24 protein-coding genes and 3 pseudogenes are annotated in these 24,034 nt (G+C 70.3%); 9 read left to right on the top strand and 18 right to left on the bottom strand.

The genetic code is table 11. The features are described 5' to 3' along the window. Positions 1-9: 9 nt before the first annotated feature. The 6 genes and pseudogenes from HK415_RS01165 to badH form a co-directional block, all read right to left on the bottom strand. Positions 10-801, bottom strand: coding sequence for an enoyl-CoA hydratase (locus HK415_RS01165; RefSeq protein ID WP_253261719.1), 792 nt, complete (start codon positions 799-801; stop codon positions 10-12). 19 nt (positions 802-820) lie between these two features. Continuing rightward, entirely contained in the window at positions 821-1,552 is a 732-nt protein-coding gene (locus HK415_RS01160; protein WP_309246535.1) for a tripartite tricarboxylate transporter substrate binding protein, read from the bottom strand. 305 nt (positions 1,553-1,857) lie between these two features. Next, a pseudogene (gene aliA / locus HK415_RS01155) lies at positions 1,858-3,500 on the bottom strand (cyclohexanecarboxylate-CoA ligase). Between the two features lie 27 nt (positions 3,501-3,527). Continuing rightward, positions 3,528-4,683, bottom strand: a pseudogene (gene aliB / locus HK415_RS01150) (cyclohexanecarboxyl-CoA dehydrogenase). 16 nt (positions 4,684-4,699) lie between these two features. After that, entirely contained in the window at positions 4,700-5,482 is a 783-nt protein-coding gene (gene badI, locus HK415_RS01145) for a 2-ketocyclohexanecarboxyl-CoA hydrolase (RefSeq protein WP_171556464.1), read from the bottom strand. A 37-nt stretch (positions 5,483-5,519) separates the two neighbouring features. Then, positions 5,520-6,287: a 2-hydroxycyclohexanecarboxyl-CoA dehydrogenase gene (gene badH / locus HK415_RS01140; protein WP_171563050.1), complete on the bottom strand. Its 768-nt coding sequence runs from the start codon at positions 6,285-6,287 to the stop codon at positions 5,520-5,522. Positions 6,288-6,417: 130 nt separating this feature from the next. Here badH and HK415_RS01135 point away from each other — a divergent pair, with 130 nt between their 5' ends. The 5 genes from HK415_RS01135 to HK415_RS01115 all read left to right on the top strand — a co-directional run bounded on the left by HK415_RS01135 (position 6,418) and on the right by HK415_RS01115 (position 10,209). Further along, complete coding sequence (locus HK415_RS01135) at positions 6,418-6,936, top strand: MarR family winged helix-turn-helix transcriptional regulator (RefSeq protein ID WP_171563047.1); 519 nt, start codon at positions 6,418-6,420, stop codon at positions 6,934-6,936. Between the two features lie 41 nt (positions 6,937-6,977). Further along, positions 6,978-7,823, top strand: a complete 846-nt coding sequence (locus tag HK415_RS01130; RefSeq protein ID WP_171556463.1) for a GNAT family N-acetyltransferase — start codon at positions 6,978-6,980, stop codon at positions 7,821-7,823. A gap of 13 nt (positions 7,824-7,836) precedes the next feature. Further along, positions 7,837-8,613: an SDR family NAD(P)-dependent oxidoreductase gene (locus HK415_RS01125; protein WP_171556462.1), complete on the top strand. Its 777-nt coding sequence runs from the start codon at positions 7,837-7,839 to the stop codon at positions 8,611-8,613. A gap of 9 nt (positions 8,614-8,622) precedes the next feature. Further along, positions 8,623-8,961 (top strand): hypothetical protein, encoded by a 339-nt coding sequence (locus HK415_RS01120; RefSeq protein WP_171556461.1) that lies wholly within the window; start codon positions 8,623-8,625, stop codon positions 8,959-8,961. Positions 8,962-9,108: 147 nt separating this feature from the next. After that, the gene (locus tag HK415_RS01115; protein ID WP_171556460.1) at positions 9,109-10,209 is read left to right on the top strand and encodes an AI-2E family transporter; all 1,101 of its coding nucleotides are present in this window, start codon (positions 9,109-9,111) and stop codon (positions 10,207-10,209) included. On the opposite strand, the gene HK415_RS01110 is transcribed toward HK415_RS01115, so the two are convergent. The 11 genes and pseudogenes from HK415_RS01110 to HK415_RS01065 all read right to left on the bottom strand — a co-directional run bounded on the left by HK415_RS01110 (position 10,127) and on the right by HK415_RS01065 (position 20,536). Further along, positions 10,127-10,681, bottom strand: a complete 555-nt coding sequence (locus HK415_RS01110; protein ID WP_171556459.1) for an NADPH-dependent FMN reductase — start codon at positions 10,679-10,681, stop codon at positions 10,127-10,129. The genes HK415_RS01115 and HK415_RS01110 overlap by 83 nt on opposite strands. A gap of 20 nt (positions 10,682-10,701) precedes the next feature. Beyond that, complete coding sequence (locus HK415_RS01105; RefSeq protein ID WP_171556458.1) at positions 10,702-11,451, bottom strand: MlaA family lipoprotein; 750 nt, start codon at positions 11,449-11,451, stop codon at positions 10,702-10,704. After that, positions 11,448-11,888, bottom strand: coding sequence for a PRC-barrel domain-containing protein (locus tag HK415_RS01100; protein WP_171556457.1), 441 nt, complete (start codon positions 11,886-11,888; stop codon positions 11,448-11,450). Before HK415_RS01100 ends, HK415_RS01105 begins: the two co-directional genes overlap by 4 nt. Before the next feature lie 15 nt (positions 11,889-11,903). After that, positions 11,904-12,497, bottom strand: a complete 594-nt coding sequence (locus HK415_RS01095) for an acyloxyacyl hydrolase (protein WP_171556456.1) — start codon at positions 12,495-12,497, stop codon at positions 11,904-11,906. Positions 12,498-12,512: 15 nt separating this feature from the next. Continuing rightward, a complete protein-coding gene (locus HK415_RS01090) occupies positions 12,513-13,166 on the bottom strand; it encodes an MgtC/SapB family protein (RefSeq protein ID WP_253261718.1) in 654 nt (217 codons plus the stop codon). 82 nt (positions 13,167-13,248) lie between these two features. Continuing rightward, the gene (locus tag HK415_RS01085; RefSeq protein WP_171556455.1) at positions 13,249-14,640 is read right to left on the bottom strand and encodes a patatin-like phospholipase family protein; all 1,392 of its coding nucleotides are present in this window, start codon (positions 14,638-14,640) and stop codon (positions 13,249-13,251) included. 34 nt (positions 14,641-14,674) lie between these two features. Further along, positions 14,675-17,767 carry an efflux RND transporter permease subunit gene (locus tag HK415_RS01080; protein ID WP_171556454.1) on the bottom strand — a complete coding sequence of 1,031 codons (3,093 nt, stop codon included), beginning with the start codon at positions 17,765-17,767 and terminating at the stop codon, positions 14,675-14,677. 118 nt (positions 17,768-17,885) lie between these two features. Next, positions 17,886-18,713, bottom strand: a pseudogene (locus HK415_RS01075) (efflux RND transporter periplasmic adaptor subunit); the annotation flags it as partial. A gap of 178 nt (positions 18,714-18,891) precedes the next feature. After that, positions 18,892-19,569 carry a TolC family protein gene (locus HK415_RS24270; RefSeq protein WP_309246534.1) on the bottom strand — a complete coding sequence of 226 codons (678 nt, stop codon included), beginning with the start codon at positions 19,567-19,569 and terminating at the stop codon, positions 18,892-18,894. Continuing rightward, entirely contained in the window at positions 19,563-20,306 is a 744-nt protein-coding gene (locus tag HK415_RS24265; protein WP_253261717.1) for a TolC family protein, read from the bottom strand. The genes HK415_RS24270 and HK415_RS24265 overlap by 7 nt, the downstream gene beginning before the upstream one ends. Next, positions 20,303-20,536, bottom strand: coding sequence for a hypothetical protein (locus tag HK415_RS01065; RefSeq protein ID WP_171556453.1), 234 nt, complete (start codon positions 20,534-20,536; stop codon positions 20,303-20,305). Before HK415_RS01065 ends, HK415_RS24265 begins: the two co-directional genes overlap by 4 nt. A gap of 125 nt (positions 20,537-20,661) precedes the next feature. On the opposite strand from HK415_RS01065, the gene HK415_RS24260 reads away from it, so the two are divergent. The 4 genes from HK415_RS24260 to HK415_RS01050 all read left to right on the top strand — a co-directional run bounded on the left by HK415_RS24260 (position 20,662) and on the right by HK415_RS01050 (position 23,539). Continuing rightward, on the top strand, positions 20,662-21,147 hold the full coding sequence (locus tag HK415_RS24260; RefSeq protein ID WP_253261716.1) for a winged helix-turn-helix domain-containing protein: 486 nt from the start codon (positions 20,662-20,664) through the stop codon (positions 21,145-21,147). Next, positions 21,086-21,568, top strand: coding sequence for an AAA family ATPase (locus HK415_RS01060; protein ID WP_253262011.1), 483 nt, complete (start codon positions 21,086-21,088; stop codon positions 21,566-21,568). The genes HK415_RS24260 and HK415_RS01060 overlap by 62 nt, the downstream gene beginning before the upstream one ends. Continuing rightward, positions 21,520-21,657, top strand: coding sequence for a hypothetical protein (locus HK415_RS01055; protein WP_171556451.1), 138 nt, complete (start codon positions 21,520-21,522; stop codon positions 21,655-21,657). Before HK415_RS01060 ends, HK415_RS01055 begins: the two co-directional genes overlap by 49 nt. Positions 21,658-21,970: 313 nt before the next feature. Beyond that, the gene (locus HK415_RS01050; RefSeq protein ID WP_171556450.1) at positions 21,971-23,539 is read left to right on the top strand and encodes an ATP-binding protein; all 1,569 of its coding nucleotides are present in this window, start codon (positions 21,971-21,973) and stop codon (positions 23,537-23,539) included. Positions 23,540-23,553: 14 nt separating this feature from the next. On the opposite strand, the gene HK415_RS01045 is transcribed toward HK415_RS01050, so the two are convergent. Then, positions 23,554-23,901, bottom strand: coding sequence for a DUF4148 domain-containing protein (locus HK415_RS01045; RefSeq protein WP_171556449.1), 348 nt, complete (start codon positions 23,899-23,901; stop codon positions 23,554-23,556). Between the last annotated feature and the right edge of the window lie 133 nt (positions 23,902-24,034).

Raw genomic sequence — 24,034 nt, 5'->3', positions numbered from 1 at the left:
TTTTCGGCCTCAGCGATGCCCGAAGACGGGCTTGCGCTTCTCGAGAAAGGCCTTCATGCCTTCGTGGGCGTCGTCGCTGGCGAAACGGGCGTGCAACTGGCGGCGCTCGAAGCCGATGCCCTCTGCCAGCGAGCCCTCGTAGGCACGGTTGACGGACTCCTTGATGGCCATCAGCGCGGGCAGCGAGAAGCCTGCGATCGTGGTGGCGAGGGCCAGGGCCTCATCGCGCAGCCGTTCGCTGGTCACGACGCGTGAGACCAGCCCGTAGCGGTCCGCCTCGGCGGCGTCGAGCGTGCGCGCCGACAGGCACATGTCCATTGCCTTGGCCTTGCCGACCACCCGCGGCAGCCGCTGCGTTCCGCCGGCGCCCGGCATCATGGCGAGCTTGATTTCCGGCAGGGCGAACTTCGCAGTGTCTGCCGCGAGGACGATGTCACATGCGAGCGCCAGTTCGCAGCCGCCGCCCATCGCGAAACCCGCCACCGCGGCGATCACCGGCTTGCGCACGCGTCGGATGGTTTCCCAGTTCCGCGTGACGAATTCGCTGCGGTAGACATCCATGTAGGTCCAATCGGCCATGGCCGCAATGTCGGCCCCCGCCGCGAAAGCCTTGGCGCTGCCCGTGATCACGATCGCGCCGATGCCGGCGTCCGCGTCGAAACCGAGCAGAGCCTCGCCCAGCGCGTCCATCAGGGCGTCGTTGAGCGCATTGAGTTGCTGCGGACGGTTCAGCGTGATCACGCCGACACGGCCGACCGTCTCGGTCAGGATGGGGGCGTCGGTGGTCATCGCATCGCTCATCGTCACTCCGGCAGCCCCTTCACTCGACGACGATCTTGCGGTCGCGGATCAGCGTGGAAAGGGTCTTGCCCTCCTGCGCCAGCAATTTCTTGAACTCGGCGCTCTCCAGCATCACTGGCTCGGCACCGAGTTGGCCGAAGCGCTGCTTCACCAGCGGGGTGGCCAGCACCTTGGCCAGTTCCCGCGTCAGTCGCGCGGTGACCTCCGCGGGCGTGTTGTTCGGCACCCAGAGACCGAACCAGATGTCGAGGCTGGCGTCCTTGATGCCGAGGTCGGCATAGGTTGGCACGTCGGGAAAGAACGGAGACTTCTTGTCGCTGGCCACTGCGAGGAGCTTGACCTTGCCCGACCTGATATGCGGAAACGCGATGCCCGGGTCGAAGGCCATGTCGGCCTGGCTGGCCATCACGTCCTGCAAGGCAGGCGCGGAGCCGCGGTAAGGCACGTGGGTGATGAACGTGCCGGTGCTCTGTTTGAAGAGTTCGCCTGCCAGTTGCGGCGGCGTGCCGGTGCCCGACGATGCGTAGGACAGCTTGCCCGGGTTGGCCTTGGCCATCGCGATGAGCTGCTTCGCGTCTTTGACCTCGAGGCCCGGGCGCGTGATCAGGTACATCTGCGTGCGCCCGATGGTAGTGACCGGAGTGAGGTCGCGCGACGGCAGGATGTTCGACTTGAACAGCGACGGGTTGGCCGTCTCCACGGAGGTGGGTGCGACAAACAGCGTGTAGCCGTCCGGTGCCGCCTTGATCACCTCGCCGGCGGCAATGTTTGCCGCTGGCGCCCGGCTTGTTGTCGACGATCACCGTCTGGCCCAGTGCCTCGGACAGTCCCTGCGCAACGACACGTGCCATCACGTCGGTGGTGCCGCCGGGGGCGAAACCGACGACGATGCGCACGCCCTTGGCCGGCCAGGCGGCTTGCGCCAAGGCAGGACTGCTGGCGCCCATCAGGCTGAAAGAGCAGGCGGCAGCGAGGAAGGCTCGGCGCCACGGGGTGGCGGCGCTGTGGATGGGGTGGCTCATGGGGTTGTCTCCGTTGGTCCTGCTGTGTGGGGGATCACAAGCTGCCGTCGCGCAGCATCTCGCGCAACTTGAATTTCTGGATCTTTCCGGACGGGGTGGCCGGCATCGCGTCCCGTACGATCAGGCGCTCGGGGATGTACTGCAACGCGACCTTCTGCGACTTCAGGAACATGACCATGCCGGCCAGGTCCAGCGTCTGGCCGGCCTTGGGCACCACCACGGCGCAGGCGCGTTCGCCCAGGCGCTCGTCGGCGTAGGCGACGATCGCGGCCTGCGCGACGGCCGGGTGCTTGTAGAGCAGCACCTCGATCTCGAAGACCGGAATGTTCTCGCCGCCGCGGATGATCACGTCCTTGCTGCGGCCGCTGATGCGGATGTAGCCCTTCGCGTCGAGCGTGGCCAGGTCGCCGGTGTCGAACCAGCCCTCGTGATCGGTGCCGTTCAACTGCGGGCGGCGCAGGTAGCCGCCGAAGTTGGAGCAGGACCGCACCAGCAGCTTGCCGACTTCGTCCGTGCGTACCTGCAGGCCGTCGAAGTCGACGACCTTGACCTCGACGCCGGGCAGCGGGCAACCGTCCGTGCTGCAGGCGAGCTGGTCGTCGTCGTCGAGCTTGGTGAGCGTGACGGCCCCGTTTTCCGTCATGCCCCAGGCCGATACGATCTTGCTGCCGAGCACCTTGCGCGCCTGCTCGACCAGCGGCCCCGGGATCGGTGCGCCGGCACACAGGAAAGTCCTCAGGGTGGGGACCGCCGTTGCGGCCTCCTGCACGCCCTTGGTCAAGTCGGTCAGGAACGGCGTCGAGGCCATGGAGAAGCTCACTCGCTCAGCCCGGATGAGCTCGATCGCTTTCTTCGGCTCCCACTGGTCCTGCAGCACCACGCTCGCGCGCAGCATGATAGGCATGATGAGGCCGTACATGAAGCCGGTCTGGTGTGCCATCGGCGAAGCCATGAGAACGATGTCGTCGTGCCGCAAGCCCAGGCGCTCGGCGTACGGCACGATGTTGGCCCTCAGCGTGTTCGCAGAGTGCATCACGCCCTTGGGCTCGCCGGTCGTGCCGGAGGTGTAGATCAGCTGTGTGATGTCGTCCGGGCCGGGGCGGTGGCGCGCCAGGATCTCGCGCGCATCCGGCTCGCTCTCCCACGCTGGCTCCGTCAGCAGGGCGTCGAAGTCATCGGCGCCGTCGCCGCCGACCACGACGATGCGTTGCAGATGCGGGAGACTGTGCTTGAGGCCGCGGGCCATGGCTTCGTGATCGAAGCCCCGGAACAGTTTCGGCACCACGAGCACCTTGGCCTCGCCATGCCTGAGCATGAAGGACAGCTCGCGCTCGCGGAAGATGTGCATCAATGGATTGAGCACCGCACCGATGCGCGAACAGGCCAGGTACAGCACGCTGAAGTGCCACCAGTTCGGCAACTGCATGGCCACGACGTCGTTGCGGCCCACACCCAGGCGCGCCAGACCCACCGCCACGCGGTCGGCCAGCGCCGCAAGTTCGCTGTAGCTGAACCGGCGCACCTCGCCCGAATCGACGCGCACAGCTGTCAGCGCGAGCTTGTCCGGACAGGCGGTGACACAGGCGTCCAGGTCGTCGTTGATCGTGCGGTCATGCCACCAGCCGCGGGCGATGCTTTCCGCACGGCGGGGGGTAAAAGGACGGCGTCGAACTCCATGGTTTGTCTCCAGGTGTCTTGTTGTGGTCAGGCCGGTACGAACTTGCGTCCGGCACGGGTGCGGGCGATGATGGTTTTCATGATCTGGGCGGTACCGTCGCCGATCTGGAAGCCCAGCACGTCGCGCAGGCGCTGTTCCATGGGCCCGCGGTCGTAGCCGCCGTGGCCGAAGCAAAGCAGGCACTGGTGGATCACGTCGTAGGCCAGCTTGGGGCCCCACCACTTGGCCATGCCGGCCTCGGCGGAGTGCGGCAGACCCTTGTCCTTGAGCCACAGCCCTTGCAGGCAGACCAGGCGCGCGCCTTCCACCTCGGTGTCAAACTGCGCGAGCGGGTGCGTCACGCCCTGGAAGGCCGACAGCGGCTGGCCGAAGGCCTGGCGCTGAGTGATGTACTCCCAGGTCTCTTCCAGCGCCACGCGCGCCACCGCCAGGCATTGAAGGCCGATCAGCGAGCGCGAGAAGTCGAAGCCGTGCATCACCTGAACGAAGCCCTTGTTCTCTTCGCCGAGGCGGTGGTTCACCGGCACGCGCACGTTCTCGAAGAAGATCGACCCGCGGCCGATGGCGCGCTGGCCGTGGCAATCGAAGCGATTGGTGGTGAGGCCCGGAGCGTCCATGGGCACCAGCAGGGCGGTCACGCCGTGCGCCGCGGACTCGGGCGTTCCGGTACGGCCGAACACCACGGTGATGTCGGCCTGATCGGCGGCGGAGATGGAGGTCTTCTCTCCGTTGATGACGGAACTCCCCGTCACGCTCGATGCGCAGGCGCAGGTTGGCGGCGTCCGAGCCGCCACGCGGTTCGGTGAGCGCGATGGCGCATATCGCCTCGCCCTGGACGATCTTCTTCAGCCAGGGGCCGACGACCTCCGGCTGTCCGTACTTCGACAGGATCTGGCTGTTCAGGGAAGCCAGCAGATTGAGGTACGAGAAGCTCAGGTCGGCACGGGCGATTTCCTCGTGGATCACACCCGCGGCCAGGCAGCCCAGGCCCATGCCTCCGAACTGCTCGGGAAGTTCGGGGCAGATGAACCCGAGCTTCCCCATCTCGCGCAGCAGCGCGCGATCCAGCACGCGCGTCCTGTCGCGTTCCTGGAAACCGGGCTTGACGCGCTCGTCAGCGAAGCGGCGAGCGGTCTCCGCCAGCGCCTGCAGGTCCTCGTCGATGTAGGGGTTCGGGTTCATCGTTGCGCTCTCCGGCTCACTTCGCGTACTTGCGGAAATCGGGCTTGCGCTTGTCCTTCAAGGCGGCGACGCCTTCGCGGGATTCCTCGGTGTCGTAGAACAGCTTGAGCGCGTACATGCCCATGCCGGCGATGCCGCTCTGGTGCGCCGTGTCCATGTTGAAGCTGCGCTTGGCGATGGCGATGGCCGTGGGGCTGCGTTCGCAGATCGTCTCGGCCCACTGCTGCACTTCGGCGTCGAGCTGCTCGTGCGGCACGCAGACATTGGCCAGCCCCATCGCCACCGCTTCCTGCCCGGAGTAGCGCTTGTTCAGGTACCAGATCTCGCGCGCCTTCTTCTCGCCCACCACGCGGGCCAGGAAGGCGGTGCCGTAGCCGGGATCCACCGAACCCATCTTCGGGCCGACCTGGCCGAACACGGCCTTGTCGGAGCAGATGGTCAGGTCGCAGATGGTGCACAGCACGTTGCCGCCGCCGATGGCGAAGCCCTGCACGCGCGCGATCACCGGCTTGGGCACGTCGCGGATGGCGGTGTGCAGTTCCTCCATCGGCAGGCCGATGGTGCCGCGGCCGTCGTAGTTGCCGTCGTGCGCGGACTGGTCGCCGCCCGTGCAGAAGGCCTTCTCGCCGGCGCCGGCCAGCACGATGCAGCCCACGTCGCGGTCGTAGCCGGCCTTGTTCAGCGCCTTGATCAGCTCGTCGCAGGTGGTGCCGCGGAAGGCGTTCATCTTCTCCGGGCGGTTGATGGTGATCCAGGCCACGCCGTTGCGGACCTCGTACAGGATGTCTTCGAAGTTCATGGGTCGTCTCCAGGAAGTGGGGAGGTGGGAAACGGCTTCAGCCGTTCATGGTCAGGCCGCCGGAGACGCTGAGCACCTGGCCGGTGACGAAGGCGGCGTCCTCGCTGGCGAAGAAGAGCACGGCGCCCGGCAGGTCGCCGGGCTGGCCGATGCGGCCGAGCGGGATGGAGCGCGTGAAGGCCTCCACCAGCTTCTCGGGATTGCCCGCGCCTTCCTTGTAGTCGGCGAACAGGGCGGTGTCGGTCGGGCCCGGGCAGACCACGTTGACGGTGATGCCCTGGCGCGCGTGCTCGCGGGCGATGGTCTTGGAGAAGGACACCAGGCCGCCCTTGCAGGCCGCGTAGACCGCCTCGCCCGAGGAGCCGACGCGCGCCGCATCGGAGGCGATGTTGACGATGCGCCCCTTCTTGCGGGCGGCCATGCCGGGCAGCACCGCGTGGTGCATGTGCAGCGCGCCGGTCAGGTTGATCGCGATCAGCTTGTCCCACTGCGCGGGCTCGGTCTTGGTGAAGGGCTTGAAGACGTCCCAGCCCGCGTTGTTGACGAGCACGTCGATCGGGCCCAGCGCCTTCTCGGTTTCGGCCACCGCCGCGTCGACGCTGGCACGGTCGGTGATGTCGCAGCGGAAGGCCTGCGCGCGGCCGCCCGCGTCACGGATCGCGGCGGCGACCGTCTCCGCGGCGTCGAGGTTGAGGTCGAAGACCGCCACGCGGGCGCCCTCGCCGGCGAAGCGCCGGCAGGTGGCGCCGCCGATTCCGCCGCCACCGCCGGTGACGACCACGGTCTGGTCCTGGAAGCGTTGCATCATGATCCTTTCGATGGGTTGCGTTGCGGACCGCCTCCAGCCGGGCCTCGGATCTGGAATAGGTCAATATGTTTACGCAAGTTTAAGCGTTTGCCGCGGCGGGCGCAAGTGCGATATCCTTGGAAACATGATGGTTTACCCCAATGAATCTACGGCCGAGGCGCGGACGGAACTGGCCAACCGCCTGTTCTTCCGGCTGTACCAATGCGCCAATATGTTGCATAAAACGGGCTCTCGGGCCGTCGAAGCCGAGGGCCTGACGACGCAGCAGTGGGCGGTGCTGGGAGCCTTGTCGCGGGAGAAGGCGGAGGCCGGCATGAGCATCGGCGACCTCGCCAAGTACCTGATGGTGAGCCGGCAGAACCTGTCGGGCCTGATCGGCCGCATGGAACGCGACGGGCACGTGGCGATCGCGCCCGACGGGCAGGACCGCCGCTCGCGCGTGGTGACCATGACCAAGTCGGGCCGGCATGTGTGGCATGCGCTGGCGCTGCCGAAGATCCGCGCCTACTACGAAGAGATCCTGGGCGACTTCTCGGTCAACGACCTCACCCACATGCTGCACTACATGCTCAAGATGCTGGAGAACATGCAGCGGCTGGACGAGGCCTGGATGGGGGCGGGCGAGGAGGAGGACGGGGCGGCGTAGCGCTCGCGGCCCGCTGGCCGCCCCTGCGGGATACTCACCGCATGTCCAGTTTCGAGATCGTCGCGGCCGGGGCCCTGGATCCGGCACGCCTGCACGCGGCCTTCACCGCCGCCTTCGCCGACTACCTGATCGGCCCCTTCGAACTCGCGCCGGCCCAGTGGCCGCAGTTCCTCGCGCGGCAGGGCGTGGAGCTCGCCGAGAGCCGGGTCGCGGTGCAGCGTGGCGAACCGATCGCCTTCTGCCTCGCGGCGCCGCGGCCGGAAACCGACAGCTGGCGGCTGGGCACCATGGGCGCGCTGCCGGCGGCGCGCGGCAGTGGGACCGCGCCGGCCTTGCTCGACGACTTCGTTGCGCGGGCACAGGCGGCGGGCGTGGGCAGCGTGGAACTGGAGTGCTTCGCACAGAACACGCGGGCCCTGCGCTTGTACGAGGGCCGCGGCTTCCGCGAAGTCGATGCGCTCCACGGCTGGCGGCACGCGGGCGGCTCGGCAAACGGATCCACGGACATCCCTGCGCCGATCGAACTGCCGGATGCCTTCGCCTGGCTGGGCGCGTGCCCCGCCGCGGGCATCGCCCTGCCCTTGCAGGTCACGCCGCGTTCGCTGCGCGCCCTGCCGGTCACGCTGCAGGCCTGGCGCCGCGGCGACGCACAGATCGTCTTCTCCGAAAGCGCGGACACGCGCCTCCAGGTGCACAGCCTGGTCGACCGCGACCCGGCGCAAGAGGACGCACGCGCGCTGGTCGCGGCCCTCTTCTCGCGTTACCCTCGCCAGGCCATCCACGTGCCGCAGTTGCAGAGGCAGGTGGTGGGCGGCGCCGCCCTGGAAAGCCTGGGCTTCGAGCGCCTGGCGCTGCACCAGCTCTGGCTGCGGCGTCCCCTGGCCTGAAGGAAGCATCGCCATGAAAGAACAAGCCTCCCTGCTCGACGCCTTCCGCCTCGACGGCCGCGTGGCCGTCGTCACCGGCGGCGCGCGCGGCATCGGCTACGCGACGGCACAGCTGTTCACTGCCGCCGGCGCGCGAACGGTGCTGCTGGACGTAGACGAAGCGGCCGCCGCCCAGGCCGCTGCCACGCTGGGACCGCTGGCCTCCTCGATGCAGCTGGATGTCTCCGTGGAAGGTGACGTGAACCGCGTGTTCGGCGAGATCGCGGCCGCGCGCGGCCGCATCGACATCCTCGTGAACAACGCCGGAATGGCGCTGCGCCGCCCCAGCACCGAACTGTCGCTTGCCGACTGGCAGCGCGTGGTCGACGTCAACATGACCGGCGTGTTCCTGTGCGCCCGCGCGGCGGCGGGCCACATGCTGCGCAGCGGCGGCGGCGCGATCGTCAACACCGCCTCCATCATGGGCGTGTCGGGCGGCGGGCTCTACCCCAACATCTCCTACCAGGCGACCAAGGGCGCGGTGGTGAACATGACGCGGGCGCTGGCCGTCGAATGGGCCGGCGGCGGCATCCGCGTCAATGCGGTGGCGCCGACCTGGGTGGACACGGACTTCATCGGCAGCCTGAAAGCCAACCCCGAGCTGATGGACCGCATCCGCAGCGTCACGCCGCTGGGCCGCCTGGCGCAGCCGCAGGAAGTGGCCAACGCGATCCTGTTCCTGGCCAGTCCCGCCGCCGCAATGGTCACCGGGCACGTGCTTGCGGTGGATGGTGGGTATCTCGCGCAGTAGGCAGGCGTCATGAGATCCGCCCTGTTCTTCGTGGCGCTGACTTGCTTCGCTGCCGTCCTCGTGCAGGGAGCAACCGCGCAGCCGGCATCGCCCGCACCCCCGTTCGACGTGGCCTATCGCGCCTGGGACGCCGTGACCGACATCGCGCGGCACAACCGCGATGCCGGCCTCGGCGGCGAATGCGGCAGGACCTTCCGCCCCTTCGTCATCCCGGGACTGAAGCGACAGAACAAGGAAGAACAGGACGTGGCCGCCCGCGCCTGCCAGGCAGCGGCGAAGTCGGTGTGCGCGAACGCGCGGCTGCAACGCACGCCGGAGATGGCGCGCAAGTGCGAGGAGTTCAGGTAGCGCCCCGGATACGCTCGATCAGCGCCCTGGGGTTGACCGCTTCGGTCCGGCCGCGATCCGGACCGAACAGGGACGGTTTCCGGACGACGCGGCCACCGTCGCGGCTTACGCTTCCTGGCTTCCGGAACACCAGGCGATGCCGCAACCATGACCGACCTCCGACTCACGCCGGCGCGCATCCTCGGCGCCCTGCTCGCGGTCCTCTCGCTGTGGGTCCTGCACATGTTCCTGGAAGCGATCCTGGCCGCGTGCGTGATCGCCACCGCGAGCTGGCCGCTCTATGCGCGCTTCGCGGCGCGCCTGCCACGCGGCACCGTCCGGGCCGCCGCGCCGGTGCTGTTCACGAGCGCGCTCACGGTCTTCGTGCTCGCGCCCCTCGTCTTCGCGTGCTGGGCGCTGCTCACCGAAGCGCATGCCCTGCTTGTGGGACTGGCCGCGGCGGATCGCGCGGGCATCGGCGTGCCTGCGTGGCTGGCCGAGGCTCCTGTGGTGGGGCCGTGGCTGGCCGCGCGCTGGCAGCCGGGAGCGCTGGGACTGCTGACGCAGCACGCAACGCCGCAGGCGGTCCTGGGCTGGGCCCAGTCGCTCGGGGAGTTCACGATGCGGCACCTGCTCACCATCGTCTTCACCATCCTGCTGCTCTGCTTCCTCTACCGCCAGGGTGCGGCGCTCGCGGGCGCGCTCGCGGGCGCCCTGCGGCGCCTGGTGGGCGGCGGGGCCGATCGCTACATGGAAGTGGCGAGCCGGGCGGTGCGCTCCTCGGTTCACAGCATGCTGGCAGTGGGCCTGTTCGATGCCGTCATGACCGCGGGCGCGTACACCGCCGCGGGCGCGCCGCGCGCGCTGGTGTGGGGCGCGATCACGGGCGCCCTGGCCACCGTCCCCTTCCTGGGCTACCTGGCGGTCAGTGCGCTGGTGCTGCAGCTGGCGCTGCAAGGCGCGGCGTCGCCCGCGCTCGCCTCGCTGCTCCTGGGATGCGCCGTCCTCCTGTGCGGGGACAAGCTGCTGCGCCCCTTCGTCGCGCGCGAGGGCGTCCACCTGCCCTTCGTGTGGGTGCTGATGGCCTGCCTCGGCGGCTTCGGCATGCTGGGCCTGGCCGGCCTCGTGGTCGGCCCGGTGGTCCTCAGCCTCGCCAGGGAAATGGGGGAGCAGCGGCTGCACGCACTCAGTTCCGCGCCATCTTCCGCACCAGGTCGCCGAAGCGCTCCATGTACGCCTGAAGGAACGCCTCCGTCGATTCATCCGTGATCCCGCCGGAAGCATCGAAGAATCCGGGCTTGCACTGCACGTAGGCCTCGCCACCCAGCACGAGGCCGCCCAACACGCCCAGGATCTGGCGCAGGTGCTGCTGCCCCACCGCCGTGCCGATCGCGCCGGGGCTGGTGCCCGCAATGGCCACCGCCTTGTCGCGCCACACGCTGGCGGGCATCGGCTTGGAGCCCCAGTCGATCGCGTTCTTCAGCACCGCGGGAATGGAGCGGTTGTGTTCCGGCGTGACGACCAGCAGGCCCGAGCAACGGCCCACGTCCGTCTTCAGCCGCCGCACGGCCGCTTCCCCCTCCGGGTCGCGGTCGGGGTTGTACATGGGCAGGTCGTCGATCTGCACCGGCACGAAACGCAGGTGCGCAGGTGCGAGCGCGACCAGGGCGCGGGCGAGCTGCGCGTTGATCGACTCGCGGCGGTTGCTGCCCACGATGAGGGCGACGTCATGCTGTTCCAATTTACAGGCTCCTTTTCAATTCAGTTGGCTTGGATGTCCGGGTCGGCGCCGTCCGCGGCGACCGGCTCTGCATCGGCGGCGCCGGCCGCCTCGCCGTCCCGCACCTGCGCATCGCGATGCTGCAGGTACGCGTCGCGCATGAAGGTGTAGCGGTCGAAGGCCTGGTCCAGCGCACCATCCAGCGGCAGCAGCCGGGCGCGCAGGTCCACCGCGCCGGCCGCGGCGATCGCGTTGCGGCTGGCCGCCGGCGAGACCTGGCCCAGCGGATGGCCGGCCCAGTCCACCGGCAGTCCGGCGGCGTCGCGCAGCGTGGTGGGGCCCATCAGCGGCAGCACCATGTAGGGTCCCGCGGGCACGCCCCAGCGCGCCAGCGTGGAGCCGAAGTCCTCCTTGTGCCGGTCGATGCCGATGTCCGTGGCGACGTCGAACACGCCGGCCAGGCCCGCCGTGGTGTTCACGGCGAAGCGCATGAAGTTCTGTGCCGCGTCGCCGGGCTTGACCTGCAACACGCTGTTGGCGGCGGACCAGACGTCGCCCAGGTTGGCGAAGAAGTTGGAAGCGCCCCTGCGCACCAGCGACGGAACCGCCCGCTCGTAGGCCCTCGCGACCGGCTGGATCGCAGCCCGGTCGACGCGCTGGTTCAGCGCGTCGACGCCGCGGTTGATCGGTTCCAGCGGGTCGCGCGGGTCGGCCTGCGCGGCGGCCGCACCGGCCGCAAGCAGGGCGGCGCCGGCAAGAATCGTCGCGACGACGGATCGCCTCTTCGTCATGGCAGTTTCTTCCCGGCGCGCGCGTACTCGAACACCGGCTGCGCCATCAGCATCTCGGACGTGACGCCCTCCAGCACGATGTGTTCGGCGTTGACCGTGAAGAACGGCGCGGGGATCGCGACGTCGTGCCGGCGCAGGCCCAGCAAGCCGCCGGCGCCGACGACCAGGTGCGAGACCGAGGCTTCGGGCGTGAGGATGGTGTCCTCGACCCGGCCGATCCGCGTCCCGTCCTCGTTGACCACCACGCGGCCGATGATGTCGCGCGCGGCGCTCCAGCCGGCCGCGACGTCGCGCACCTCGAACACCGCGGTGGCCACCACGGTGCTGCCAGCCACCTGGGCGTGGGACAGGCCGGCCGCGAGCGCGAGCGCGATGGCGCCAAGTGCGCGGAACGCGGCACGGCCGCCCATGGCATGGGATGACGATGGTTCTTTCATGGATCCTCCTTGCGCTCAGAAGCGCTGGGTGTAGCGAAGCTGTACGAAGTTCTCGCCCGGGTTCGGCGTGTCGAGCCCGCAGTTCGAGAAGTGCTGAACGCGTAGGCCGATCTCGTGCTGGCCCTGCGTGCCGAAGCGGCGGCCCACGCCGAGGTGGTCGCCGAAATTGAAGACGCTGGAAAAGCGGTCGCTGCCGTTGCGGTAGGTCGGGCTGATGGCGTTCGCGCCGATGCCGCCTTCGACGAACCAGCCGTAGGCGACGCCTGCGGGATAGAGGCGCAGCGCGGGCGTGATGCCGAACTGCGTCGAATAGCGTTCGTCCCCGCCTTCGCGCACGCGCCACTGGCCGACCGAGATCTCGGTGTAGCCGGTCAACAGCCCCGCGCGATGGGAACGCTTCCACTCCCAGTCCCAGACGGCGCCGATGGTCATGGACTTCACGTGCTCGCCGATGCCGACCTGGACGAACACGGCGTCGGGTCGGCGCAGCAGGCCGGGCTCGTCGGCGTGGGCGGAAGTGCCGGCGCACAGCGCCGCCGCGAAGCAAGCGGCCGCGGCCGCGGGACGCAGCCCGGACGGGAGGATGCGATCGATGGAAAGGAGTCCCATGGCTTGTTCTTGATTTCAGTTGCGCATCGGAACGATGCTGAAGCACGTGATGTCCTCCGAGGTCGCCAGGTCGTGCGCGAGCAGCGCCGGCGAAGTGGAGCGGGAACGGTGCAGCGCGATCACGCAGAAGCGCCACACCGGGTGGTTGTCGGAAAAGCTGAAGCTGAAGCTGCCGGGGACGACGCGGTAGCCGTGGGTCTCCGCCGTGGCGGCGAGCTCCTCCAGCCGCCGGTCCGCGTTGCGCCGGAAGGTGAGCGTCACCTCGAAGCTGGCGCGTCCCGGCAGGGTGCGCTCGATGTGGTGCACCAGGGTCATGGACAGCATGCACAGGGCAGCGAGCAGGAGCGCGGACGCGTAGAGCCCCACCCCCAGCAGCACGCCGATGGCGGAGGCCGTCCAGATCGAGGCAGCAGTGGTGAGCCCGCTGATCGTCAGGCCGTCCTTCACGATGACGCCGGCGCACAGGAAGCCGATGCCGGTGACCACGCCCTGCACCACGCGCGTCGCGTCGGGGAGCGACTGCTGCGCGGCGCCGCCGTACCACAGGGGCGCGAAGCCGACGAAGATCGTGAGCGCGGTGGAGGCCATGCACACCAGCGCGTAGGTGCGCATGCCGGCGGCGCGGCCGTTGAAGCTGCGCTCGTAGCCCACCGCCATGCCCAGGAGCAACGCGCCGAGCAGGTTCAGGCCGATGAAGGCATTGGCCGCCAGGAACTCGCCGCTCCAGTACAGCCGCAGGGACTCCAGGAGATCATCGATCGTCTCCGCTGCCCGCGTCCGGGACGGCGGATCCCTGCGGATCCGGCCCGAAACTGCGGCGCAGCCGCTGGAACTCCGGCGAGCTGCGCAGCAGGGCGCGGCCCGCTTCCTGCAGCTGGCGCGAGTGCGCCGGCAGGATCTCGAAGGCGGTCGGCACCTGCAGCAGCGTCTTGCGCCGCTCCTCGTCGGGCAGGTCGCGCAGGCGCACGTTGATGACGAAGATCTCCGCGCCGGGCGCGAACGGGCTGCCCTGCACGAGGCGCGCGGCACGCAGTTCCTCCGCGGCCCGGCGCGCTGCGTCCTTGACGATCTCCGTCGTTTCCGCGGTCCAGCGCGATCCGGCGCCGAATACCATCGCGTTCAGCACCTGGAACATGCTGGGCACGCGGTCGCTCTGGTCGATCCGGTCGGCGAGGTCGCGTTCCGAGTCCACCACCACCAGCACGATCCGCTGGACGGAGGCGGGCGGCAGATCCCAGAACGCCTCGCGCAGCGATCCGCTGGCGATGGTGTGGTCCACCAGCCCGCGCACGCCGAGGTTGTCGGCCAGCCCGCCGTCGACGAGGTGGATGTAGGGACGCTGCGCCGCGTCCTGGTAGCTGTCGGCGATCATGCGCAGGAACTTCGCCGACAGGTTGCGCCCCGCGCGCGCCTCCATCCGCGTGCTGTCCGGCGGCGGGCAGTGGCCGCCGTAGTTGCGCACCGTCATCGGGCTGAGCAGCAGCGGCACCGACGAGGAAGCCGCCACCGCGAAGGACAGCGGCACCGACCCGAGGTCCGAGCAGATCAGCGCGAACTGCTCGGGCGTGAATTCGAAGGGCGCGCCCGTGGTGAGGTCGGTCGCCGTGACCAGCAGGCGCGGCCAGGGCCGGCGCCGGCGCAGCTCGCCGAAGGTGGTGCCGCGCAGCACGCCTTCCAGGCGTTCTTCCAGCACGTTGCTGCGCCCGTACCAGGGAGAGGTGAGCTGGTACAGGGTGGAGGGCTCGCGCACCTGGCGCAGCAGACCGGTCTGGAAGTTCACCAGCAGGAAGTCGCGCTCGAAGCGCTCGAAGGTCTCGTCGCCGAAGGCAGCGTAGTAGCTCGCCAGGATGCTGCCGCCGGACACGCCGCTGATCAGCCCCACCTCGTCGAGCAGCGTGGTCTCGCGGCCGTCCTGCACGATGCGGGTGGCCTTGAGCTCCTGCAGCACGCCGAGGCCGAAGGCCGCCGCGCGGGCGCCGCCGCCCGACAGGGTGACGGCAGCCACGATGGGCCGCGGCGCCGGAGCGAGCGTCGCCTCCTCCCACGGCACCAGGCCGTCAGGCAGCGGCTGGTTGATCCACGGGCGGACCGTGGAGCAGCCTGCCAGCGCAAGCCCCGCCAGCAGCAGGGCCGCGGAGCGCATGAGACGGAGCGGGAGCGCGGACATGGACAGGGCGTCAGGCGGCGGCCGGCGCGAGCGTGGCTGCGGCCTCCCCGCGCGGCGCCACGCGCTTCACCTTGAACCAGGCCGCGTAGAGCGCCGGCACGAAGAAGATCGTCAGCACGGTGGCGGCCGTGAGCCCGCCCATGATCGCGATCGCCATCGGGCCCCAGAACACGCTGCGGGTCAGCGGCACCATTGCCAGCACCGTCGCCAGCGCGGTCAGGATCACCGGACGGGTCCGGTGGATCGCCGCGTCGAGCACCGCGTTCCAGGGATCACGGCCCTCGTCCATCTCGGTCTGCACCTGGTCGACCAGGATCAGCGAGTTGCGCATGATCATCCCGCCCAGGGCGATCACACCGAGGATGGCGACGAAGCCGAGCGGCGCCTGGAACGCGAGCAGCGCGGGCACCACGCCGACCATGCCCAGCGGCGCGGTCAGGAACACCATCCACATCCGGGAGAAGTCCTGCAGCTGCAGCATGAGCAGCAGCAGGATGGTCACGATCATCAGCGGTGCGATCACCAGCAGCGCACGGTTCGCCTTGTCGCTCTCTTCCACCGCGCCGCCGACGTCGATGCGGTAGCCCGAGGGCAGCTTCGCCTCGATGTCCTTGAACAGCGGCCGGATCTCCTGCGTGACCGACACTGCCTGCTCGCCGTCCTTCACGTCGGCGCGCACCGTGATCGCCATGTCGCGGTTGCGCCGCCACAGCACCGGCTCCTCCAGCTCGTAGCGGACCCTGGCCACCTGCGACAGCGGCACCACCGTGCCTTGGCGGGTGTGCAGGTTCACGTCCTTCAGCGTCTCGAGGTTGGTGCGTTCGGCCGGCACCGCGCGGGCCACGATATCGACCAGGTCCTCGCCTTCGCGCAGGTGCGACAGCGTCGCGCCGTTCATCAGCGTCTGGGTGGCGATCGCCACTTCCGCGGGCGCCAGGCCGAGCGCGCGCGCCTTGTCCTGGTCCAGGTCGATCTTGAGCGTGCGCACCGGGTCGTTCCAGTCCAGCTGCACGTCGCGCACCTTGGGGCTGGAGGCGACGATGCGTTCCACCTCGCGGGCGATCTCCCGCACCTTCTGGGTGTCGGGGCCGACCACGCGGAACTGCACCGGGAAGCCCACCGGCGGGCCGAGCTCCAGGCGGGTGACGCGCACCCGCGCCTGGGCGAACTGTTCGTCGGCGCCGGCCAGCAGCCGCGAGCGCACGCGTTCGCGCGCCTCCAGGTCCTTGGTCATCACCACGAACTGGGCATAGCCCGGGTTCGGCAGCTCGGGGCTGAGCGCGAGATAGAAGCGCGGCGAGCCGGCGCCGGTGTAGGCGGTGTAGAAGCGCACGTCCTCGTCCCTGGCGAGCACCTCTTCCATCCGCTTCACCTGCTCCGAGGTCGCCGCGAAGGAGGAACCTTCCTTCATGCGCAGGTCCACGACCAGTTCCGGGCGCGAGCTGTTCGGGAAGAACTGCTGCGGCACGTACTTCATGCCGGCGAAGGCGAGCACCAGGGCGCCGGCGGTGACGCCGATCACGACCCAGCGCTTCTCGATGGCGAAGTCGATCGCGGCGCGCAGCTTGCGGTAGAACGACGTGTCGTAGGGGTCGCCGCCATGGTGGTGCTTGCCGAAGTCCCTGGGCAGCAGCTTGACGGCGAGATAGGGCGTGAAGATGCCGGAGACCACCCAGGACAGCACCACGGCCGCCCCGACGATCCAGAAGATGCCGCCGGCGTATTCGCCGGTGCTCGATCGCGACAGGCCGATCGGCAGGAAGCCCGCCACGGTGATCAGCGCGCCGGTCAGGCGCGGCATCGCGGTGGCCGAGTACGAGAAGGCAGCCGCCTTCACGCGGTCCCAGCCCGCTTCCATCTTCACCACCATCATCTCGATGGCGATGATCGAGTCGTCCACCAGCAGGCCCAGCGCGATGATGAGCGAGCCCAGCGAGATGCGCTCCAGGTTCCAGCCCATGGCCAGCATCACCACCGCCACGCCGCCCAGCACCAGCGGCACGGAGGCGGCGACCACGATGCCGGTGCGCCAGCCCAGGCTCACCAGGCTGACGGCGATCACGATCAGCAGCGCTTCCAGCAAGGACCGCTCGAAGTCCCACACGGCTTCCTTGACCGTGGTCGGCTGGTCGGCCACCTGCTCGAGGTCCACGCCGTGCGGCAGCTCGGCCTGCACCTTGGCAACCGCCTTCTCCAGCGCCTTGCCCAGTTCCACCACGTTGCCTTCGTCGGTCATGGACACCGCGAGCATCAGCACCGGCTGGCCGTTGTGCCGCACCGTGTAGCTGGCCGGCTCCTCGTAGCCGCGGCGCACCGAGGTGAAGTCCCCCAGCTTGATCAGCTTGCCGCCGGCGGCGATGGGCACGTTGCGGATGTCCTCCTCGGTCCTGAACTGGCCGGTGACGCGCACCGCGACGCGGTCCGTGCGGGTGTCGATCGAGCCGGCCGGCAGCACGCTGTTCTGGTTGCGCAGGCTCTCGGCGATCATGGCCGGGGTGATCCCCAGGGTGGCGAGCCGCTCGTGCGAGAACTCGATGTAGATGCGCTCGGCCTGCTTGCCGTGGATGTCGACCTTCTTGACCATGGGCACCTTCAGCAGGCTGCGCTTGATCTCCTCGGCGCTGTCCGCCAGGTCGCCCATGGCGATGCCCTCGCCCTTGACGGCGTACATCAGGCCGTACACGTCGCCGAACTCGTCGTTGAACAGCGGTCCGATCACGCCCTCGGGCAGCTCGTTGCGGATGTCCGAGAACTTCTTGCGTGCCTGGTACCAGGCTTCGCGCTGGTCCGCCTTGCTGGTGCCGTCCCTGACGCTGAGCGTCATGCCGCCGTAGCCCTGGCGCGCATAGGTGACCACCTTCTCGAAGTGGTCCACCTGCTCGAACTTCTTCTCGATGCGGTTGAGGACTTCGTCCTGCATCTGCTGCGCCGTGGCGCCCGGCCAGATGACGACGGCCGTCATGGAAGGCACCGAGAACTTGGGGTCCTCCAGCTGGCCCAGCCTGGTGAAGCCCAGCGCGCCGGCGATGGTGACCACCAGGATCAGGAACAGGACGACGGCGCGGTGCTCCAGCGCCCAGGCGGAGAGGTTGAACGATTTCATTGCGCTGCCACCTTGTGGGCCGCCGCCGCGGCGCCGCCGGGCAGCGCCACGCGCATGCCGGGGCCATCTTCTGCACGCCGGCGGTCACGACCAGCTCGCCGGCGCGCGGCCCGGACAGCAGCACGTCGTCGTTGCGGAAACCGTGCACCGTCACGGGCACGAGTTCGACGCTGGCTTCCTCGGCCTTGCGGCGCACGACCCACACCGCGGGCGTGCCGCCGGTCTGGGTGATGGCCGCTGCGGGCACGGAGGCGACCGGCGTGCCCGACACGGCACGCTCCGCCGCCAAGGTCGCCGTGGCGCCCAGCGGCAGGTAGCGCGCCGAGGTCGGCTTCAGGCGCGCCTGGTAGGTGCGCGTCTGGGCGGCGGCCTGCGGCGCCAGTTCGCGCAGCACCACGTCGAACGCTTCCCCGGGCGCACTGGCCAAGGTTGCCTTGTACTTCGCCTTGCGGAAGGCGGCGAGGTGGTCTTCCGGAACGTCCACCACGATCTCCGGGTCGCCTTCGGCCGCGATCGCCACGACCGGCTGGCCCTCGGCGACCACCTGGCCTGCCTCGAAGCGCACGGCCGTCACCACGCCGCTGCGCGAGGCGCGCAGCACGGTGTACTTCAGGCGGTTGCCGGCGAGTTCGAGCTTGCGGGCCTCGGCCTCGGCGGCCGCGCCCGTGCTCTGGGCGGCGGTGCGGGCGCGTTCCTCGTCGGCATCGCTCACCGATCCGTCGGCGCGCAGCGCCGCGAGCCGACGGCGGTCCGAGTCGGCCTGCTTCGCCTGCGACAGGGCGGCGGCGGCCTGTTGCCGCGCGGCGTCCAGCGCGAGCCGGTAATCGGTGTCGTCGATCACCGCCAGGACGTCGCCCTCGCGGACGACGCGGCCGACGTCGACCTTGCGCTGCACGATCTTGCCGCCGACGCGGAACGCTTCGTCGACCTCGTGCCGGGCACGCACGGTGCCGGTGTAGCGGTTGGCGTCGCGGGCGCCGTCATAGCGCAGTTCGACGGTCTTCACCGGCCGCAGCGGGTCGGCGGGCGGGGCTTTCGGGCTGCAGGCGGCCAGCAGGGCGGCCAGCGGGACGGCCAGCAGGGCCGTGGCGTGAGTGGTTTTCAAGACGGTTCCTCGAAGGCGATCAATGGGTTTGCGAAGCGGGTTCGAACACCTGCCAGCCGCCCCCGAGCGCCTTGAACAGGCGCACGCTGGCGAGTTGCAGCTGGGTCTGGCTGTCGTTGGCGACTAGCCGCACGGCCAGGCGGGTGCGCTGGGCGTCCAGCAGCGGCAGCAGGTCGACCTGGCCGCGGTCGTAGAGCGACTGCGCGCGGGCAAGCGCGGCATCCGCGGAAGCGGCCGCGGCCTGGAGCGAGACGCCGCGCAGGCGCTCGTCGCGCGCCGCCACCAGCGCGTTCTCCACGTCCTCCAGGGCGCGGACGATGCCGTCTTCGTAGCGCGCCAACGCCTCGCCCTGGTTGCTCTCGGCGATCTCGTTGAGCGCCCGGGTGCGGCCGGCGTTGAAGATCGGCATGGCCAGCAGCGCCGAGGCATGGGTGAAGCGGGCGCCGCCGATGTCGATCTTGTTCAGTTCCAGGCTGTCGCGCCCGAACAGCGCGCCCACGAACAGCCGCGGGAACCATTCGGCCGCGGCCTGCTGGCGGCGGAAGTTGGAGGCTTCGAGCTGCGCCTTCAGCGCCAGCAGGTCGGGCCGCCGCTCCAGCAGCGCCGCAGGCTGACCGGCGCGCGGCGGCGCCAGCCGGATCTCGCCGTCCCATGGGACGATCGCCGAGGCCTTCGCCGCCTGGCTGCCGGTCAGCACCGCGATGCGGTGGCGCGAGACGGCCGCGGCCGTCTCCAGCGGGGGATCGCCGCATGCGACTGCGCCGACAGCGTGCGGGCGCGCTCGACGTCGAACACGCTGGCCAGGCCGGCGCGCTGGCGCGCCTCGACCAGGCGCAGCGTCTCGTCCTGGGCGGCGGCAATGGCACGCAAGGTCGCCAGCTGGCGCAGCGCGCCGGACAGGGTGAAGTAATGGGTGGCGACGTCGCTGGCCACCAGCAGGCGCACGCCGCGCGTGCCGTGCTCCGCCGCCTCCGCTTCCGCGGCCGCAGCCGATGCGCTGGCGCGCAGCCGGCCGGTGAGGTCGATCTCCCAGGAGACGTCCAGCCCCACCGCGCCACGGCGCGTGTCCGGGTTGCCGGCCTTGTAGGCCGCATCGCGCCCGGTGTCGCTGTAGGCGCCGGAGGCCTGCAGGCCGACGCTGGGCATCAGGGCCGAGCGGCTGATCGTTTCGCCGGCGCGCGCGGCGCGCACCCGCTGCAGCGCCATCTTCACGTCGCGGTTCTCGCTGGCCGCGACCCGCACGAGGCCCGACAGCACCGGATCGCCGAAGCTGTCCCACCAGGCGAGTTCGGATTCGCCTTCGCTCGCCGGCGCCGCGGCGAACTGCGCGGGGATCTCGACGGACGACTGCGCCCGGGGCGTGGCGCAGCCGGCGAGCGCGAGCGCCAGGGCGGCGCCGGCCAGGGCGAGCGCGGTCCTTCGGTTCGGGTTCATGGGTGGTCCTTGCGGTTGGGGTGGCTGCCCGGCGTGCCGTCGCATTCCTGCGCGGCGTGGCTGGCCAGCCAGTCGAGGAGCTCCGCGGCCGTGGCGAAGTCCGTGCCTTCGCCGCTGGCCACGTGTTCGATGCGGCCGAACAACTGCCCTTGTTGCCGCCGCGCGTCGCGGTGCAGCCGCAGTACGTAGCGGCCCGCGGATGGATAGATGGGATGAGGGTTGAGCACCATGGCGACGAAGTCTCTGCGCTGGCGCTACGGGTGTCGTCCTGCAGCGGTCCCGCTTCGGTCCCGGTTCGGTCATCCGCGCGGCGCCCGGCGCTGCGCCGCTCGGGGGCGCTGGCACAATCCGCTCCATGGAACAGGTACAGCCGCTGCGACTGCAGTTCGGTCCGTTCCGCATCGACGAGGCGGAGGCACAGCTGCATCGCAACGGCGAGACCGTCGACGTGCCCCCGCGCGCCTTCCAGGTGCTGTGCGAACTGGCGCGGCACCCCGGCCAGCTGGTGACCAAGGACGCGCTGCTCGATGCGGTGTGGGGACACCGGCACATCAACGAATCGGCACTGAAGAACGTCGTGAACCAGCTGCGGCACGCGCTGGGCGACGACGCGCGCGAATCGCGCTACATCCAGACCGCGCCGCGGCGCGGCTATCGCTTCATTGCCCCGGTGCGGGACGACGCCGCTGCTGCGCCCTGCTGCCGTGTCGGCCATCGCCTGGCCAACCGACGGGTCTGCAGCGGGATCGCTCGTCGGCCGCGGCGCGGCGCTCGCCCGGCTGCAGGCCAGCCTGGCGGCGGCGCGCGGCCTGCAGCGCCAGCTGGTGTTCGTGCTGGGTGAAGCGGGGGCCGGCAAGAGCGCGCTGATCGAACGCTTCACGGGCGGTTGCGGCGCCAGGGTCGCCTTCGGCCAGTGCATCGAACACTACGGCAGCGGCGAGCCCTACATGCCGGTGCTGGAAGCGCTCAATGCCTTGTGCCGGGCGGACGGCGGCGAAGCGGTGGTTCGCACCATGCGCGAGGTGGCGCCCACTTGGCTGCTGCAGCTGCCCTGGTACCTCTCCGAGGAGGACCGCCTGAAGCTGCAGCACGAAGCCGGCGGCGCCGCGCAGGACCGCATGCTGCGCGAGTTCGGCGAACTGATCGACCGCGTGGCGCGCGACGCCCCGTGCTGCTGGTGCTGGAGGACCTGCACTGGAGCGACCACGCCACCGTGCAGCTGCTCGGCTACCTCGCGCACCGCCGCGGGCCGGCGGCGCTGATGCTGCTCGGGAGCTTCCGGGAGACCGAGCTGATCCTGGAGGATCATCCGCTCGCGGCCCTGCGCCAGCAGCACGCACGCGCCGCCTGAGCGTGGAGGTGGATCTGGAGTTCCTGGCCGAAGCGGACATCGGAGCCTACCTGGCGCAGCGCTTCGGTGCCGCCCCGCCGGAGAGCTTCGTGCATTCGCTGCACCTGCACACCGCGGGGCTGCCGCTGTTCGTCGTCAACGTGGTCGACGAACTGGTGGGTGCAGGCGCCCTGCGGCACGATGGCGGCGGCTGGCAAGTGCCGGAGCCCGGCGCGCTCACCGTGCCGCGCAACGTGCTGGGGCTGATCGATGCGCAGATCCGCCGGCTGCCCCCGACTACCGGCGCGTGCTCGGGGCAGCGAGCCTTTGCGGCGTGGAGTTCCTCGACCTTCCACTGGCCGAGGTGCTGGGCACGCCGGCCGACGCACTGCAGGCGCTGCTGGACGACGCCACCCGGCGCGTGGGCTGGCTGCGATCGGCCGGGGCCCGGCCGCTGGCAGATGGCAGGATCGCTTCGCGCTACGCCTTCGGCCACACGATGTACCGCCAGGTGCTGCTGGAAAGCGTGCCGGCCGCGCAGAAGATGCAGTGGCACCGCCAGTGGGCGGCCGCGCTCGCCACCGCCTATGCCGCGGCCGCACCCGACATGGCGGCGGAGCTCGCCTTGCACTTCGAGCGGGGGCAGTTGCCCACGTCCGCGGCGGAGCAGCTCGCCATCGTGTCGGCGCGCGCGCTCGAGCGCGGCGCGGCGCACGAAGCGCTGGCGGCAGCGCGCCGCGCACTGGCACTGGCCGCGGGCCAGCTCGCGCCGGCACTGGAACTCGAATTGCGCGTGCTGGAAGGCGTGGCGCTGACCCGCCTGCACGTGGTGGCCGATCCGGAGGTGGCGGCCGCGTTCGGCCGCGCCCTCGCCTTGCGCGCGGAGCAGGCGCCGGCCTGGACGCGCGCGCTGCAAGGCGCCTGGTGGGTGCACTGCGCACGGGGCGAATTCGCCCAGGCACGCGCGCTCGCAGGCGAGATGAAGCGGCTCGCCCTCGCGGGCGACGCAGGCCAGGGTCTCGCGTCACGCACGGCCGAGGGCTTTGTCCAGATCCTCCAGGGCGACACCCGGGGTGGGCTCGCCGAACTGGAAGCCGCCCAGGACATCCACGCCCGCGAGGGACTGCGCCTGGCGCCCTCGCAGTTCGTCCAGGATCCCGGCGTCGCACTGGAAAGCGGCCTGGCCCTGGCGTGCTGGCTCAGCGGCCAGCCCCGACGGGCGCGCGAACTCGCGCAGCACGCGGCCGCACGCGCAGCGTGCAACCGGCATGCGTTGAGCGAAACCACGGCCTTGTCCGCGCAGGCGATCCTCCACGCGTTCGCGCGCGAGTTCGACACCGTGTACGAGCTCACCGAGCGCCTGCTGGCGGTGATCCGCGAGCATGGGTTGCCCACGGGCCGCAGCGACTTCGCCTGGCTGCACGGACGGGCGCTCGTCGCCCGCGGGCTGGTGCAAGAAGGGCTGCGGGAGATGCGCGAGGCGGCCGAGAGCGCCGAGGAACTCGGCATGCGCTTCGGCCTGTGCGGCTACCACCACCACCACGTGCAGGCCTGCCTGGAAGCAGGCCAGGTCGCGCAGGCGCGCGCGTCGGCAGAGGCCGGCATCGCGCTGGCCACGCGGCTCGGCGGGCACATGGTGCTGCCCGGCCTGCTGGCGCAAAGGGCGGACCTGCTGGCGATGGCCGGTGAGGAGGAGGCTGCCACGGAAGCAATCCGCGCCGCACTGGAACTGGCGCGCGCTAACGGATCCGCTTTCTTCGAACTGCTGGCGCTGGCCGGTGCGCAGCAAAGGCGCAACCCGGCCAGCGACCCCGCGCGGCTGCGCGAGCTGCTGGCGCTGTACGAGGGCGATCCCTCGCCGCGGATCGCGGAGATCCGCGCGGTGGCATCGGTCGCGCCCTAAGACGCCTCCCAGGCTTAACGTCCCGCGAGCGCGCGCGGCGGAATCGGCGCGGGCCGGGCGGCCGTGCGCAGCCACTCCGCGCCGCTGTCCTCGCCCGTGACGGCGTGCACCTGCTCGCGCGCAGCGACGTAGTCCGCGGTGACCGCATCGCGCGTGTTCGTGCTGCGGAAGCTGCGCAGCGGGTTGTAGCTGGCGGACCAGGGGTTCACGCCGGCGCGCTGGTAGGCGGCCAGTTCGGCCTGCACCTCGGCGACCGTCTTCGTCGACACGAAGGGCGCCTCGGGGACGGCGTTGGGGGATTCGGCGAAGGCGGAGCCCGCGAAGCCGGCGACGAGGACGGCGGTGATGACGAGGCGTTGCATGGTGTTTTCCTTTGGAACATGCACGGCGTCCGGACATTTCCCGGCTTGGCCGTGCCGGGCGGACACCGAAGGGATCTGGATTTCGGCCATGCATGTAGCCTAGGGATCGGGCGTTGCGGCGTCGTCCCGCGAG

The organism is Ramlibacter montanisoli (genome assembly GCF_013087525.1).
GTDB classification, from domain to species: domain Bacteria; phylum Pseudomonadota; class Gammaproteobacteria; order Burkholderiales; family Burkholderiaceae_C; genus Ramlibacter; species Ramlibacter montanisoli.
This window is presented reverse-complemented; position numbering and strand designations above follow the sequence as displayed.

Bases quoted from the DNA above. Each gene is read 5' to 3' on its own strand.
- HK415_RS01165 (WP_253261719.1), bottom strand. From the start codon at position 801: ATGAGCGATGCGATGACCACCGACGCCCCCATCCTGACCGAGACGGTC.
- badI (WP_171556464.1), bottom strand. From the start codon at position 5,482: ATGAACTTCGAAGACATCCTGTACGAGGTCCGCAACGGCGTGGCCTGG.
- badH (WP_171563050.1), bottom strand. From the start codon at position 6,287: ATGCAACGCTTCCAGGACCAGACCGTGGTCGTCACCGGCGGTGGCGGC.
- HK415_RS01135 (WP_171563047.1), top strand. From the start codon at position 6,418: ATGGTTTACCCCAATGAATCTACGGCCGAGGCGCGGACGGAACTGGCC.
- HK415_RS01130 (WP_171556463.1), top strand. From the start codon at position 6,978: ATGTCCAGTTTCGAGATCGTCGCGGCCGGGGCCCTGGATCCGGCACGC.
- HK415_RS01125 (WP_171556462.1), top strand. From the start codon at position 7,837: ATGAAAGAACAAGCCTCCCTGCTCGACGCCTTCCGCCTCGACGGCCGC.
- HK415_RS01120 (WP_171556461.1), top strand. From the start codon at position 8,623: ATGAGATCCGCCCTGTTCTTCGTGGCGCTGACTTGCTTCGCTGCCGTC.
- HK415_RS01115 (WP_171556460.1), top strand. From the start codon at position 9,109: ATGACCGACCTCCGACTCACGCCGGCGCGCATCCTCGGCGCCCTGCTC.
- HK415_RS01105 (WP_171556458.1), bottom strand. From the start codon at position 11,451: ATGACGAAGAGGCGATCCGTCGTCGCGACGATTCTTGCCGGCGCCGCC.
- HK415_RS01100 (WP_171556457.1), bottom strand. From the start codon at position 11,888: ATGAAAGAACCATCGTCATCCCATGCCATGGGCGGCCGTGCCGCGTTC.
- HK415_RS01095 (WP_171556456.1), bottom strand. From the start codon at position 12,497: ATGGGACTCCTTTCCATCGATCGCATCCTCCCGTCCGGGCTGCGTCCC.
- HK415_RS01085 (WP_171556455.1), bottom strand. From the start codon at position 14,640: ATGCGCTCCGCGGCCCTGCTGCTGGCGGGGCTTGCGCTGGCAGGCTGC.
- HK415_RS01080 (WP_171556454.1), bottom strand. From the start codon at position 17,767: ATGAAATCGTTCAACCTCTCCGCCTGGGCGCTGGAGCACCGCGCCGTC.
- HK415_RS24265 (WP_253261717.1), bottom strand. From the start codon at position 20,306: ATGAACCCGAACCGAAGGACCGCGCTCGCCCTGGCCGGCGCCGCCCTG.
- HK415_RS01065 (WP_171556453.1), bottom strand. From the start codon at position 20,536: ATGGTGCTCAACCCTCATCCCATCTATCCATCCGCGGGCCGCTACGTA.
- HK415_RS24260 (WP_253261716.1), top strand. From the start codon at position 20,662: ATGGAACAGGTACAGCCGCTGCGACTGCAGTTCGGTCCGTTCCGCATC.
- HK415_RS01045 (WP_171556449.1), bottom strand. From the start codon at position 23,901: ATGCAACGCCTCGTCATCACCGCCGTCCTCGTCGCCGGCTTCGCGGGC.